Origin of the sequence: Sodalis sp. RH14 (assembly GCF_047324285.1) — a bacterium.
Taxonomy (GTDB): Bacteria; Pseudomonadota; Gammaproteobacteria; order Enterobacterales; family Enterobacteriaceae; genus Acerihabitans.
The window spans coordinates 2,060,078-2,073,935 of sequence record NZ_CP178739.1 but is presented as its reverse complement, the minus strand read 5'-3'; the positions used below and the strand labels follow the sequence as shown (position 1 = coordinate 2,073,935).

12 protein-coding genes and 3 pseudogenes are annotated in these 13,858 nt (G+C 52.0%); 3 read left to right on the top strand and 12 right to left on the bottom strand.

Going from position 1 to position 13,858, the window contains the following annotated elements; all coding sequences use genetic code 11:
- Positions 1–87: 87 nt before the first annotated feature.
- Positions 88–667 (bottom strand): annotated as a pseudogene (locus tag ACL2XQ_RS09325) (transposase); the annotation flags it as partial.
- Positions 668–713: 46 nt separating this feature from the next.
- Between ACL2XQ_RS09325 and ACL2XQ_RS09320 the strand changes: the two are divergent.
- Positions 714–959 (top strand): annotated as a pseudogene (locus ACL2XQ_RS09320) (transposase); the annotation flags it as partial.
- 115 nt (positions 960–1,074) lie between these two features.
- On the opposite strand, the pseudogene ACL2XQ_RS09315 reads toward ACL2XQ_RS09320, so the two are convergent.
- Positions 1,075–1,407 (bottom strand): annotated as a pseudogene (locus ACL2XQ_RS09315) (metalloregulator ArsR/SmtB family transcription factor).
- Positions 1,408–1,651: 244 nt separating this feature from the next.
- On the opposite strand from ACL2XQ_RS09315, the gene ACL2XQ_RS09310 reads away from it, so the two are divergent.
- A complete protein-coding gene (locus ACL2XQ_RS09310) occupies positions 1,652–2,149 on the top strand; it encodes a GNAT family N-acetyltransferase (RefSeq protein ID WP_187514493.1) in 498 nt (165 codons plus the stop codon).
- Positions 2,150–2,188: 39 nt separating this feature from the next.
- Here ACL2XQ_RS09310 and ACL2XQ_RS09305 read toward each other — a convergent pair whose 3' ends face one another.
- From ACL2XQ_RS09305 to arsL, 7 genes are read right to left on the bottom strand one after another with little or no spacing between them, the layout of a single operon-like run.
- Positions 2,189–2,851, bottom strand: a complete 663-nt coding sequence (locus ACL2XQ_RS09305; RefSeq protein WP_187514494.1) for an aquaporin — start codon at positions 2,849–2,851, stop codon at positions 2,189–2,191.
- Between the two features lie 3 nt (positions 2,852–2,854).
- Positions 2,855–3,952, bottom strand: coding sequence for a GTP-binding protein (locus ACL2XQ_RS09300; RefSeq protein ID WP_187514495.1), 1,098 nt, complete (start codon positions 3,950–3,952; stop codon positions 2,855–2,857).
- Between the two features lie 10 nt (positions 3,953–3,962).
- Positions 3,963–4,754: a putative arsinothricin biosynthesis methyltransferase ArsM gene (gene arsM, locus ACL2XQ_RS09295; protein ID WP_187514496.1), complete on the bottom strand. Its 792-nt coding sequence runs from the start codon at positions 4,752–4,754 to the stop codon at positions 3,963–3,965.
- Positions 4,741–5,961, bottom strand: coding sequence for an MFS transporter (locus ACL2XQ_RS09290; protein ID WP_187514497.1), 1,221 nt, complete (start codon positions 5,959–5,961; stop codon positions 4,741–4,743). The genes arsM and ACL2XQ_RS09290 overlap by 14 nt, the downstream gene beginning before the upstream one ends.
- Complete coding sequence (locus ACL2XQ_RS09285) at positions 5,930–7,135, bottom strand: ATP-grasp domain-containing protein (protein ID WP_187514498.1); 1,206 nt, start codon at positions 7,133–7,135, stop codon at positions 5,930–5,932. The genes ACL2XQ_RS09290 and ACL2XQ_RS09285 overlap by 32 nt, the downstream gene beginning before the upstream one ends.
- A 10-nt stretch (positions 7,136–7,145) precedes the next feature.
- Positions 7,146–7,421 (bottom strand): hypothetical protein, encoded by a 276-nt coding sequence (locus ACL2XQ_RS09280; RefSeq protein ID WP_187514499.1) that lies wholly within the window; start codon positions 7,419–7,421, stop codon positions 7,146–7,148.
- A gap of 13 nt (positions 7,422–7,434) precedes the next feature.
- Positions 7,435–8,706, bottom strand: a complete 1,272-nt coding sequence (gene arsL / locus ACL2XQ_RS09275; protein ID WP_187514500.1) for an arsinothricin biosynthesis radical SAM protein ArsL — start codon at positions 8,704–8,706, stop codon at positions 7,435–7,437.
- Between the two features lie 460 nt (positions 8,707–9,166).
- Here arsL and ACL2XQ_RS09270 point away from each other — a divergent pair, with 460 nt between their 5' ends.
- Complete coding sequence (locus ACL2XQ_RS09270; RefSeq protein ID WP_187514501.1) at positions 9,167–9,487, top strand: metalloregulator ArsR/SmtB family transcription factor; 321 nt, start codon at positions 9,167–9,169, stop codon at positions 9,485–9,487.
- Positions 9,488–10,234: 747 nt separating this feature from the next.
- Here the strand turns inward: ACL2XQ_RS09270 and ACL2XQ_RS09265 are convergent.
- From ACL2XQ_RS09265 to ACL2XQ_RS09255, 3 genes are read right to left on the bottom strand one after another with little or no spacing between them, the layout of a single operon-like run.
- Positions 10,235–10,633 carry a hypothetical protein gene (locus tag ACL2XQ_RS09265; protein WP_187514502.1) on the bottom strand — a complete coding sequence of 133 codons (399 nt, stop codon included), beginning with the start codon at positions 10,631–10,633 and terminating at the stop codon, positions 10,235–10,237.
- Positions 10,630–13,449, bottom strand: a complete 2,820-nt coding sequence (locus tag ACL2XQ_RS09260; protein WP_187514503.1) for a conjugative transfer ATPase — start codon at positions 13,447–13,449, stop codon at positions 10,630–10,632. Before ACL2XQ_RS09260 ends, ACL2XQ_RS09265 begins: the two co-directional genes overlap by 4 nt.
- Positions 13,449–13,856 (bottom strand): TIGR03751 family conjugal transfer lipoprotein, encoded by a 408-nt coding sequence (locus ACL2XQ_RS09255; RefSeq protein WP_187514504.1) that lies wholly within the window; start codon positions 13,854–13,856, stop codon positions 13,449–13,451. The genes ACL2XQ_RS09260 and ACL2XQ_RS09255 overlap by 1 nt, the downstream gene beginning before the upstream one ends.
- Positions 13,857–13,858: the final 2 nt, after the last annotated feature.

Here is a 13,858-nt window from a genome sequence, read left to right as displayed (position 1 = left end):
CAGTCTGCATGAGATGGCGGAAAATAATAAAGGTAATCTGTAACATGAGCTAACGTGTATTAGCTCAGACTTAATCTGACAGTCTGGTTTGAGGCATTGCTGTAGTTCTTTTTTAATGTTCCCCGGTTTTGTATAAAAAGCGTTTTATAAATCGTTTCGTGTGACACATGCATTTCCTGATTATCCGGATAACAACGTTTCAGCCAACCAGCAATTTGTTCCGGCGACCAGTCCTGATGCATCTTCTCTGCAATGATTTTACACAATGTGGGGCTTTCAATTAGCTTGCAAAGTTTTGGTCTCAGAACACTTTCCCACGCAGCAGTATCCGCTTTTGCTGCACGGTATTATTTTGCCCCCATGCATCTTGATCTCGCGGCTAACTGTTGAGAGGACTCTTGATAATTTGTCAGTGATGTCCCTGATGCTACGTTTTGCTACCAGTCCTCTGGATATCTCCTCTCTTTCATCAAGCGAAAGAGCTAACCGGTGCCGCTTTCGGACAAGGGGGGCAGTATCCACCAGTCTGGCGGATACTGGGCATGATGGAAGAATGGTATCTGTCGAACATTCTGGCGATATCATGCAAGGAATCACCTTGTTTATATCTGTCCCAGATAATGGCTTTCTGTTCTGGCGTGTAGTGAATCCGCGTTCTTCGTTTCATGGCAACACCCCCTTGATTAAGGATGACGTTGCATCGACCCGTTGAACTCACACGTGAAAGCGGAACATTGAAAGGTAAACGAACGATCTGGGATGGACGTTCGGCGGTTCGAACTGCGTTATACATGGCAATATTATCGGCAGCACGAAGCAACGTGCGGATAAAAGCCTTTTATGATCAGTTGGTAGCCCAGAGGAAAGTGAAAAAGGTCGCATTAACAGCCTGCATGAGAAAGCTAATCACGATCCTGAATGCGATGCTCCGAGATAACAGTGAATGGGTGATAAACTGACCAGCACTCATTGACTTTAAATACAACTGCTCCTTTGAAATACAATAACCGGTTAAAAACGATGTCATGCAATAGCTATAACATTCGATAAAACGAATATGTAAGCGCAAGATTTTTAGACACAGATAGGGTTGCCGTTGGTGGTTGCGTTATCCCGTTCAGCCTGACGGGTCAGTTGCAGAAGCGCATCCCGCTGACAAGGGTAAGCCTACTCAATAAAGGCTGCCGCCCAGGCCGGCATATGCGGGGAAAGGCGATAATGGATCCACTTCCCCTAGCACCGGTCATGCAGGATGCCCCTTTCTTTCAGCAGGGCAAGATGACGGAACATTTTTAGCTGGGATTTCTGCAGGATAGCGGAGAGCTCACAAACGCAAAGTTCGCCTTTTTCACACAGCAGGAGGATCAGAGCCAGACGGGTTTCCTCAGCAAGAGCCTGGAAAAACATAAGGGGGTAGCAGTGACATATTAACTCCTGTTCAGTCAGAAGATGGTCTGAGGGTAAAGAAAAAGATTAGCAATTATATGTATGGATAAATGCATATGAATCGGCCAAAGTAGAGGTGCGGTTCACGTAATACGACAGGGTGGCAGCACTGCCCGGGTACGCTGCCCGGTTCGCCTCCCAAAATCCGTGGCAGGCGCCATTTCTGTCGGCTACTTAATATAACCTTAGATACGGAACAGTTAAGATGGCAAAAGTCAGCATAAGAAAGATGAACGATGAAGACTGGAATCCAGTCAGGGAGATTTATCAGGAGGGGATTGCTACCGGCAATGCCACCTTCCAGATGGTACCACCGGAATGGCAGGAATGGGACAGCGGTCATATCAGGGAATGCCGTTATGTTGCCTGTGTTGAGAACAGTGTGGCGGGATGGGCTGCATTATCTCTCTATTCCCGCCGGAATGCATACCGCGGCGTTGCTGAGCTGAGCATTTATGTCGGTTCCGGCTATCAGGGTTGCGGAGTGGGCAAAGCGCTGCTCTCGGAGCTCATCAGAGGATCAGAAAAGGCCGGGTTCTGGACCATATTGGCCGGCATATTTCCGGAAAATAAGGCAAGCATTTCCCTGCATCTCGGCCTGGGATTCAGGGAGGTTGGCTGCAGGGAAAAGGTTGGGGAAATGAATGGCGTATGGCGCGATGTTCTGATTTTTGAACGCAGAAGTCGTGCGGTCTGTTACTGAACAAGCCTCCGCTGAGCGGAGGCATCCAGGGTATTAACATTATTCTACGGAGATGGCCTTGGGATTCTGCATTATGAACTGACTGCAGAAGACGGCTGCCAGACCGCCGCACAGCGGAGCGCACCAGTACAGCCACTGGTTATCCCAGTACCCCATGGCGAAAGCCGGGCCGAAACTTCTGGCGGGATTCATGCTAGCACCGGTTAGAGGGCCGCCGATAAAGGCATCCAGAAAGACCGCAATGCTGATGATGGCGGCATTCCGTGTTGTCAGGATGCTCATGATTAAAAAAAACGTCATGATCCCCTCAATGAAGAACGCGTTATATAGGGATACGTCCATATGAACCCGGGTTACGCCTGCCAGCAGCGCATGACCAAACACGGCCTTCAGGCACAAGGCTGCAGCACTTGCGCCCAGCAGTTGAGCCAGGACGTAGCTCATTGCCGAGCGCAGAGAGCAGGCCCTGATTAGATAAAAAATCATGGTGACCACTGGATTCAGGTGTGCCCCGCTGCTGGCCGAGAACAAATTTATGCAAAAGTAAACGGCCAGACCAAAACTGAGCGCTATACCGAAATTGCCAATTACCTCGCTGATTTCATTGACAGAAATGGAACCGACACCAATCATAACCAGCATGAATGTACCGAGACATTCCGAAAGCACATCACGGGATTTACAATTGCATAAAGTCTTCATGGGTCAGTCCTGAAGGATGCGGTGAACGGGTGTCGGCATACCGGGACTGAACGCATTATGTTCCCGGAAGATGACCTGCGATTCTGTCAGTGAGGCCGTATGTTTGACCGCCGCCTCCACGATCGCATAAATTTCAGCCGGCTGCCCTTCAGCGCGGGCATTGATGAGTGCAACACAGGCTTCTGCCGGATCGCAGCAACGCTCATCAAACTGGATTTCTTTATGTATGTCGACCAGGCTTGCTTTTGTGAGTGTCACGCCGTTACCCAGTGCTATTTTAATATGACCAATCACCCGGTTACTGAGTGAGGGGGCAGATCTCAGATTCTCAAGACAGGTCCGGATCCAGACATCAGGCGCAATAAGCCGGTCATTGGCCGTCAGGTCCAGGCTTATATCCACCCACGCCATATCGGCTTCAGCGGCCCCGTAGGTTTCATAATCAATCTCCAGAGGCGTGAGGGTATCTGCAGACAGCTGAGGCGTGAAGATGAGCGCATCGGCAAATTCAGCGATGCCGTCACCGGTCTGCGAGGAATATGTTATAACCGGCTTGGCCGGATATTGCTGATGCAACGCCGCAATAAACGCTGCCCGGTCGTCGTCAGGAATACTGTCTGACTTGGAGAGGCCAATTATCTGCGCATCTTCTATCTGCTTTGTAAAAAGGTAGCTCAGACGGGTTCCAAGCAGGCGCTGCATATCAGCGTAGCGGTTGCCGTCCAGCACCACCGGAAAAGGCAGCACTTCCAACTGAGCGCCGTAGTACTTTTTAAGCGGCCTGATGACCGTTGAAACCAGATCCGTACAGCTGCCCACGGCTTCTGCAATAATGACGTCCGGTTGTTTTTCTGCAATCAGGCCCTGTACCGCTTCTATCAGATCTTCAAATCGGCAGCAAAAACACCCGTTCCCGACCTGCCTGGTCACTATGCCCTTACCTTCACCCATTTCGGTATCAATCAGCAGGCTTCCCTGGTCATTGGCAATGTATACTGCGGACAGTCCTTTTCTTTCAACATGTGAAATCAGCCTAAGGGCCGTCGTGGTCTTTCCGGCCCCCAGAAATCCACTCAGCAGTAATATTTTTACTTTTTTCATTGTGGCCACCTTATTTTTTGAGACTGCTCACAAGGTAATAACCCAGTTTGTGTTCAATAAATGATGAAGCCTCCGGCTCTTTTTCCTGCAGCTCAAAATACTGCTTTTTATATTCTTCGCTGTTTTCAAGCATCTGGGCGTAACGCAGGTTTTTATCATCCGTATGGTTTTCCACCACGAAAGAGGTAAATTCATTCTGCTCAAGAGAGGTGAGGTTTTCACTCAGTAGCAGGCTGCCTGCGCGGCATCCGCTCATAAGGTTGATGTTTTCACGGATGTTTTGCGGAACGGTTTCGTACGCAACAAAGTCCGTGTAAATGAAAATGCCGCCTGGTGACAGGACGCGATGAATCTCCTGCAGAACCTTATTCCTGTCCGGCACCAGGTTGAGGACACATTCGCTGTAAATGAAATCAAAAGCGTTATCCATGAAGGGGAGATCCTGAGCATCTGCAACGAAAAATGCCATTTTCTCCGTGAAGGGGGCGTCCGTTTCAGCTTTTCTCTGACGGGCCAGCTTGATCATATTGTCGCTAAAGTCGATGCCGATTATTTTCTCCGGCTGATGCAGAACTGGCGCGGCGTCGAAAAGAGTGGTCCCCATCCCGCAGCCGATATCCAGGATGGTTGATGGCTGCCGGGCCGCAATGTAGCGGAGGATGCTTTCCGTGGGGGCGCCGGGAGAAAACTTATCCGTTCCCTGAGAATATCCCGATCCCCCGAGGGCAGCCTGATTGTAAAACTCCCTGATGGGATTCAGCGCCGGCGCTTTTGCCGGGGCACAGCAGTTAGTGGTGGTCATGATGAGAGCCTCTGGTTACGCAAACAAATACAGCGCCTGTGAGCAGCCACAGGGCGGCGGTGACATAAAAGATGGAGTTATAAGACACGCGATCGACGAGAAATGCGTTCAGCATCGGGCCGATCACCATACCAAAACTGCTGGCAGAACCCAGGAAACCCATGATCCTGCCCATACCGTTCTTCTTACCGGTTTCCACAGACAAAGCCGACACGCCAGCCATGCACAGCGCCACACTGACGGCAGTCGTGCAGACAAAGAAGCAGAGCCCAGCCCAAGCCGCGTATCCGCTAATCACCGGGGTGAGCAGAAGACTTGCCGACATGCTGACGACCGAGATAAGGATACAAGTTTGCCTGGAGTGCCGATCGACGAGTCGCCCGAAGGGGATCTGAAGCCCAGCCATGATGAGGCTGTTTACGGCAATAAGGGTTCCCAGAACGGAGGGAGACAGATTCATCTTCAGCGCATACAGAGGGAAGAAGGAAATGATGAAAATATCAAAGACGGCAATGACGGTATTGAACAGTGCCAGCACAATGACGCCGCGGGTCAGGGTGACGCTTGTCTGCCGTGCACTGTCCGGTGTCGCTCTGCTCTGTGACGTATTCTGCGTCGGGTGCTCGTGTGGCAGCAGGATCACAACCAGCAGGGAGATAAGTGAGAGAAAGAAAAGACACGAAAAGGCTGTACGAAAGCCCCAGTACTGGGCTATGAAACCGCCCGCTACCGGACCGAACGCGCCGGCGGACAGGATAACCGTATTGAGTATGCCGATGTAATATCCTTCCCTTCCCCTGAGGCTGATATTACCCATGTAAGCCATGGCCATGGGCAACATCATGGCGGAGGCGATACCGTGCAACAGGCGGGCGCCGAGAAGGGTAACGGCATCACCGGCAAAAAAATAGGTTAGCGAGACAAAGGGATAGACCACAAGAGAGACGATAAGCGTCGTTCTCGCCCCGTATTTTTCTGAGAAAAACCCTACGGGCGTGCCGATTATCAGCCTGACAATGTAAAAGCCGCTGAAAAGGAAGCCGATCGCATAGGTTGATATACCCATGGTGCCGGCATACGGAGCCAGCAACGGGGCAATAATCCCGGTTCCGCTGACAAGCAGAAAAACAGCTGTGCAGAGGAGCAGTTGCATCCTGCGATTATCGCGGGTGGATTCACTGACAGCATTCAACGGTGAAGTATTCATCTGACTCGGTAATCCTTTCAAGCGGATCTAAAGAGGATGCACTGGAGATAATGTACGAACCCAGTCGGGTGTAGTTGCTGGTCGTCCGGGTGACGAAAGAACCCGCCGGAAAAGCCCGCTGCACCGGATAAGGGCAGGACTTATAACGGACATACCCGTCTTCAGCGGCAAACAGAAAGATACTCATGGCCGATGCCGGGCTTTCTGTGACACAGCCCAGTGCGGTAAGAACGTCATCCACGGAATGCCCCAGCGACAGAAGCAGCGCGGCCTCGAACAAATCCAGCCCGGTGGTGAGCCGGACGAGATCGGCAATATTGTCTCCTCCGATCCGGCCGTTAATTTCTATCAGGCCGGGCACACCTTCGTGCAGCTTGATTTCGGTATGCGTAACGGCATGCCGGATGTCCAGCTGTTTGTGAAGGGAAGAAACAAAAGATTTTATGGCGTTCCGCTCTTCCGGACTTATGCGTGCCGGTACCAGGTGAGCTTTTTCAACACTGCCCTGAGTAAACTTTTCAGTAACGGCAATAACGCGCGTGGATGACATGTCAGATAATGCTTCCACGCTGAACTCCCGGCCCTCCAGATACCGTTCAATCAGCGTCCGGCCTCCCATCGCCTGAAGGACATGGTTCTTTTTCAGATTACCGATGATGCTGACCGCGTCCCAGAGCTCCTCTGTGTTCCGGCAGATGTAGACGTGGTTACTGCCGGCATCATTTTCCGGTTTGGCCACTACCGGAAAATCCATACCTTCGGTGTCACTGAGCAGCGCGCGAATGTTTTCATTCACAACGTAAGGCACGGTGTCGAGCGGCGTTCCCCGGAGCGCGTTTCTGACGCTGGATTTGTTTCTGCAGATGGCCGCCGCCTGTTCAGACAGAAAGCAGGTACCCGCCAGGGTTGCGATTTTCGCTGCCAGCTCGGTACGGTACTCATTCAGCGTAAGAACAGAAACCAGGTGCATGCCGTCCTGCAGGAGAGCAGCTATCTGATTGGTAATACCGTCACTGTCATTGAGGTCTGCCTCAATGGCTCTGTCCACAAAGCAGAGTTCTTTCAGGGATATACGGGTATTGATCAGCAGCACCCTGTAACCGTGCTTTCTGATGATGCGCGTTTCCTGCTCAGGGTCTCTGCTTCCAATAAGAACAACATAACCGTGTTCCATTCTCACCCCCTTATGAACAGCACGAAGAAGAACCCGAAGGCTTCTCATTCTTGACGGTTTCACTGTAGATATACGAAAGCTTTACGCTGGCGATAATGGCAAAGACGGCATCAATGTTATCCTGCCCGCCTCCGGCGTTTTTATATTCAAGCATCAGTGCTTTTGCCTCTTCCGGTTTGTCCATTGCCAGCAGCACGGCCATTTTGATCAGGCCCAGCGTGCCAGCTTCCAGAGTGGATTTTTCCTGCGCAAAGGCAGTCAGCTTTGAAAATTCATTAATAAACATGTTGATTATCCTGTCAGCATTTGAGACAGCAGCGCTTGAACACGCCTTCTTCAGCCGGGGTGACACTTGCAGCGTAAAGCTCATCAACCCACGGATCGTTGTGGGACCAGTCATAGTGGAAATCGTATTCAGTGAGGCTGACATTTTTTATGTCATCCGAAAGAAGCAGGGGCGAGCCTTTATAGAGCGACAGGCGGGTTTCAAACTGAATGGGGTCAATATCGTCACGCAGGTTGACGCCGTCTATCCACTCCTGGAAATGCTCCATGTCCCTGAGTCCCGCCCAAGGGTTATACATAATGAATGTGGGGTTCAGCATGATGCCGGAGCTCTTCATTATGCGGATGGCCTTCTCCGTATCACGGACGGTGACCTGCTTGTTGAATATCCTCAGGACATTGTCGCTGGGGAACTCCAGCGCGGAAGTGATAATCCTTACGTTCAGATCCCTCAGAAGCGCCATGCGACTTTCATTTTCAATAATGTGATCCACCCGGGTCGTAATATCGAATGTCAGTTCAGGGTGGATTTTGTGAAGATCGGTGAGAATTTCTATTCCGTAATGCCGGGTACTGAACCAGTCTGCATCAATAAAGGTCAGGTGCGTCATGCCTCCGTCGACCATGTTTTTGACATCGTCGATGATAATGTCAGCGGGAATTTTTATCACCCGACCGTCATAAGCGGCGTAGACCGAGCAGTACAGGCATTTATGCTTACATCCCCTTGCCAGTTCTGTTGACCCGACAGTAACATCTTTTCCGAGCAGCTTGTTTAGCTGCTTATTGGGATATTTATCCAGTGAAGGGAGGATTTTCCGGTTGGGCACACTGAAACCTTTTTTGGAAAAAAAGGGCGCCGGTTCAGTGAGATCGCCTTGATTCATAACGCCGGGCAATGATATGCGGGCGCCGGTAAAAAGGGCGTTAATCAGGGATTTCATGGTTAACTCCCAGTCGCCGAGGATACAGAAATCCGCTCCTTTCTCTGTCAGTCGGGTCGCATGAATGGTGGCATGCTGGCCATAGAAACACACTTTTGTGGCCGGATTCAGGCGTTTTATGGTTGCGAGCAACTCAACCCCCGGCATCACCGCATCGAACAGCGGCAGTGAAATAAAAATGAGATCCCGCCCTCTGATTTTTGATTCATCCGGCCCGTGTACGTAGGTATCCAGGACGTCAATGTTAGTGACAGCGGCTTCCCCTGCCAGCGCCTGGTAGGCCGTAGAGATGGTTATCGGCTGGTAGCCGCCTTCAAAGATGGAAACAAGCAATACATTCATCCGTTCACCTGCGCGAAGTTATATAACATATGGCGAATGTTTTATGTGTTAGCGGATGATAACCCGCTGGATAGTTTCGACTTACTTATACCACCCCGCGCAAATTATTGTCAAAGAACGTAATGTATTGTATATATAATTGATTTTAAATAACATTAAATCTTGGTGAATACAGATGACTGAGAAATAGCATAAATCCGGCTAATAATTTTGTCTTTCCGCACAGAGCATCATGCTAATTAATTTATTCTGCACCAGAATAAATGTTTTCAGTTCGTTCAGCCGCCTTGCCTAAAAACTGGACTTCGGGTGAATGACAGTCAGTTTTATGGTATTTTTTCCATTGCCTGAACTCAGAATTTCAATTCCGGAAAGGACTTATCCCGGGCGGTTTGATGTCTGGCGACAGAAGGCATGATATGTTTTAATTTTTATCAAATCTGACTACCGGCCTGACAATATGATCCCACCATCTGCCTTTTACCGGCTGCTTTCAGACGAGAGTCGCCTGAATATCCTTCTCCTCCTGAGGGAGTCCGGTGAGCTGTGCGTATGCCACATCTGCGCGTCGCTGGATAGCTCCCAGCCGGCAATATCCCGTAATCTCGCCATGCTGAAAGGCGCCGGCGTTCTGACCGACCGCCGCAACGGAAAATGGGTTTACTACCGGCTCTGTGAGTCATTACCGGTGTGGATGCACGATATTCTTGAAATAACGCAACGACAAAACCAGCACATATCCGGCCAGGTACGGCAGGACCTGCCGGTTCATTCGAATTAACCCTGACGGCAAACGGTATGCTGGCGGCTGTCGGGGCGGGGGTGAGCTGTTCCCTGCCCGTAAACTGCTTAACAGCAGAATACATGAAACGCATGCAGTGGGGCCTGTAAGCTTCAGTCTGGTATGTTTTTACAGAGATGCTGGCTGTATAGCCTGATGCAAACAAGCAGTGTGCTTGTGCTGCCTGAGGCTGCAGTTGTTAAGAATGATTACGGCTGGTTGATTTTTTTGGGATGCCATCGTAATGATCCCCATGATCACCGCGACAGACTTTATTGGAAGGGAAACTCGCAGTTATCCGGCTGATGGGATGTCAGGGCACATAAATCATCTGTGCCCTGAGTTTGTTATTTTTCTTTAGGTTTACAGGGTTTAACCATCGGATTATTAACGGGATTTTTTTATTATCCCGCTGGCACTGATCGGGCTTTCCTGTCGAATCAGCAATTCGTTTAGGACCTGGTTTTAGACCAATAATATTCATCCTACAGACGTTAAAAAAAATCCCTGAGTGGATATATTAGAAGCTGCAAAAATAATCAAGTAAGGTAACTGCTCCCATATTATTAAGTGACAAATGCGTGAGCAATGTCCGTAACTGGCACAGACCTGCCTGTCAGATTAGCTTTGGCTTGTGCCGTAGTTGTGTCAGGTCAAGTCTGAGCTAATATAGCTAACGCGCCTGCGGCTTGTTCAACTGGCGTCGTCTGCACAAAAGATTTGAGCAGCCGTCGCCAGTTTCCCTATTTATCCTTCTTTGATCGTCAACACATCCAGTGATTTCAGCAACCACATCATGTCAGTGGCATCCGCAACATTGATATACCATCTGGCTCCCCGTACATACTCATTATCATCTGGCCAGACAGTGCTACCCGTAATGGTGATCAATAAATCCAGAGTGGCCCCTGCCTTATCTTTCAGGTGTACGGAGACACAGTTGAGCGAGCCCACCCGGTGCGGCCGCATCGAGAGAAAGGCCGTAGACTGCAGGCGCTTTCGGATATGGTCGCAGAGCGTCATAAGCTGACCATGATCAGTAACACCGATACGGGCCTCTCCCTGCGGTGGCACATCAAACATGACGGCCAGACTCACTTCATTATCATTGACTACGGCAGGTGGTAACATTCCCAGTCGTCTCATACCGCCCTCGCTTCAGTGAGTATTCCCCGGGCCTTATCGAGCTTTCGGGCAACGTGGAACGCCGCTTCCAGTTCACTACAGTGGTATTCATTCATCAGTGCGCGCCGCTCCGCTTTTTCTTCTTTCTCTGTCATCCCGAGTGCCAGGTACAGGCTGGGCGGCACCGCCCGGAACAGTGCCTCTACCCTTTTGGCCAGGACCACACCTTCGGTATAGCAACGCGGGAGTTTGGTCGCCGACAACAGCATGGCTTTTTGCTCCACCGTGAGCTTTTTAAAGCGTGAAATTTGCTCCACTTCATCCGGCGGCATGGTCAGACACAGCCACCATTCAGCCATGTTGAGCATTTTTTCCGCCGTGTCCGGGTAGTCCGCGAGGTTCTGGGTGGCCAGCCACAGCCAGGCACCGAGCTTACGCCACATTTTCACCACCTTGGTCATGTAAGGCGACAGCAGAGGGTTTGTGGTCACGATATGGGCCTCATCAATCACCATATTGATTTCGCGGTCAAGATACTGATCACGTTCGGCAATGTTGTTCACCGTATTGACCAGGGCAATGACCGCCACCGCCATCTGCGCTTCATAACCTTCCCTGGCAAGCGTTCCCAAATCAATCAGTGTGACGTCCGCCTCCGGCCACGGCGTACCTGGCCGGTTAAACAGCTCTCCCTCAAAGCCTTCAGTGAACATCCGCAGTGCTTCTGACATTTCTTCGGCACGTGCCCGCCGGCTGGCCGTTCTGCGTTCGCGGCCGTCGGCATCTTTTGAGTTATCGCGTGCAATATTTTCCAGCGCATGCATCAGATCCTCAGGCAACATTTGCCGGTTCTCATTAAAGGATGTGCGCGCCGCCGCGAGGATAGCTTCACGCAACATCCCGCGATCGGCCCGCGTCATGCGGGCCTCCTCGGCCGCCTCCCCGCCGGTTACCATCAGACGCGCCGCAATTTCCATTTCCCCCAGGATGTCACGTTTTTCATCGTCTTCCTCATCGCCCGTGCCGGCATCAAGCTCTGGCAGGGCTGACTCATCAATGACCAGCTCATCGGGTGAGGCCTGGAGCAACAGATGGGCATCGGCGAAGGGGGCCAGCGAGACACCTTTCCCCGGCTTCACACTGATTTTATTGACGGTCAGCCCCAGCGACTCACAATAATCTGCAAACAACCCAAACGAGTTTCCCGCCTCCAGCAGGAATAACCGGGAACGGTGTACCGCCATCAGCTGAGACAGCGAAGCACAAAGCGTGGCCGATTTACCTGAGCCGGTTGGACCGAACAGCAACAGGTGCGCGTTCTGCGTGCGGTCATCTTTGTTCATCGGATCGAAGGTCAGCGGAGCGCCGCCGCGGTTGAAGAAGGAAAACCCCGGATTACCGGTGCCGGTATCGCGGCCAAAAACCGGCAACAGGCAGGCAAAATGCTGCACAAACGTCAGCCGGCTGTACCAATGGTTTTTATCCACCGACGGGTTAAAGCACATCGGCATGGCACGCAGATATCCGTTCAGCGGAGCCACATCGTGCTCAGGATTTACCGGCTGCAGCCCGGCATTGAGCAGTTTGGCACTGATATCGAGATAACGCTTATCGAGGCTGTTAAGGTCGGGCGCGCGCAGAAGAAACGTCAGCGCAGACCGGTACAGTTTATGCTGGTCGCCCAGGTATTCACGTGCTTTTTTTGCATCTTCACGGGCGCGGGTGGATTCAATATTTTCCCCCATAGCGTTACGGCCAAGGCGGCTGAACTCTTCTTCCAGCACGTCCTGAGGCTGTACAATCAGCGTCATAGCGATCATGGTACCCTCCGGCATCAGGTCCATCAGGGTATTGATGTTCTCCCCCCGCCGCACTTCGCCGGTCAGATGGCCCGTTTGCGGCGCGCGGCGTAAACGCTCAACCGGCACGGCCTTATGAGCGACGTTATCAAACCACCACACGCCCCGCTCGGCATCGCTGCGCGGGCGCGTAAACCACAGGGTTTCGCTGAAATCATTCAGAATAGGCAGGCTGTCCGGTTCACCGTCGTCGTGCCGTGCGGCGCGGTAGAGCACCTCGGGCGCCACCCACTGTGGACTCGGATTAAACCAGCGCAGCAGCCAGCTGTGGATCTGCTCCCCGTTTTGTCGCTCACAGCGAATGCCGGCACCGGCCAGCGCCGAGGTCAGCCGGTCACACACCTGATTAAGCAGGACGGCCGGCGGCAGCGGATCACGGGCATTCTTCTCGACATATCGATAAATAACCATGCGCGTGCGGCGGGTCTGACCACGCCAGGGCGCGCCGGTGACAATCTTGTCCTCAAAAAGCCCCTTTTCTACTGAAATACTTTGCATATGTCGTTCAGTTTCGGCCAGCCAGGCGCGGGTAAACGGCGTCCCCTGTGCCCAGGGTTTGACATAGCCCCGCAGCTTATCCATATAGGCCGTCACGTCAGTTTCATCCTGACAGTAAAACTGCACCACCCACTGATTCCCGTCGAGCTCCGGGAGGCTGTCCTGCAGCGCATCCTCCACTACGTCGCGGATTTCTTCCAGACGTTCGGCCGGACGCCCCTCCGTGCCCACCGGGATCACCTCAAACACGGCGCCGACGGACACGCCGTCATCGAGAAGCAGGCAGCGCCCCTCCGGGAGATATTCGCCCCAGGGCATATAATCAATAATCGACGGCTGTAGGCCATAGGCTCTGGCCTCATCGCTGTGGGTGAACCGCCCCTCACGGCTGAACGGCTCATGCCCCTCAACCGCGAAGGGTCCGTTGCCACTAAGCTGTACGTCTGAGGTATCGGGTTGACGACGAAACAGTGAAAACATTACAACTCTCCCGTGCGTTCGCCCGGCAGGGCATATTGGATCTGGCTGTAGAACGGAAACACCGTGCTGTATCCCGGCACCGGCGCATTGCCATCGGCGATGTGCGGGTACACGTACATCACCATGTCCGGATTGGGCAGGCGTGGAAACGTCTGCTGTATTTCATTTTCCTGCGTTCGGCTGTAACTTTCAGCCACCTGCGTTGACGCGGTGCGTTCGCGATCGTTGAGCGTTCGGCGAAGTGTAGTGCGTCCTTCCCCGGTCGCGTGCGTCGTTGATGCACCATCATTCCACAACTCCAGCATGGTACTGTCACCCGGGGGTAACATCGTATCTTTGCTGGTACTGCAGCCGCTCAGCAGCATAAGTACCCCTGCATACATCAGAAATGTTCTTCTCTTTTTCATCC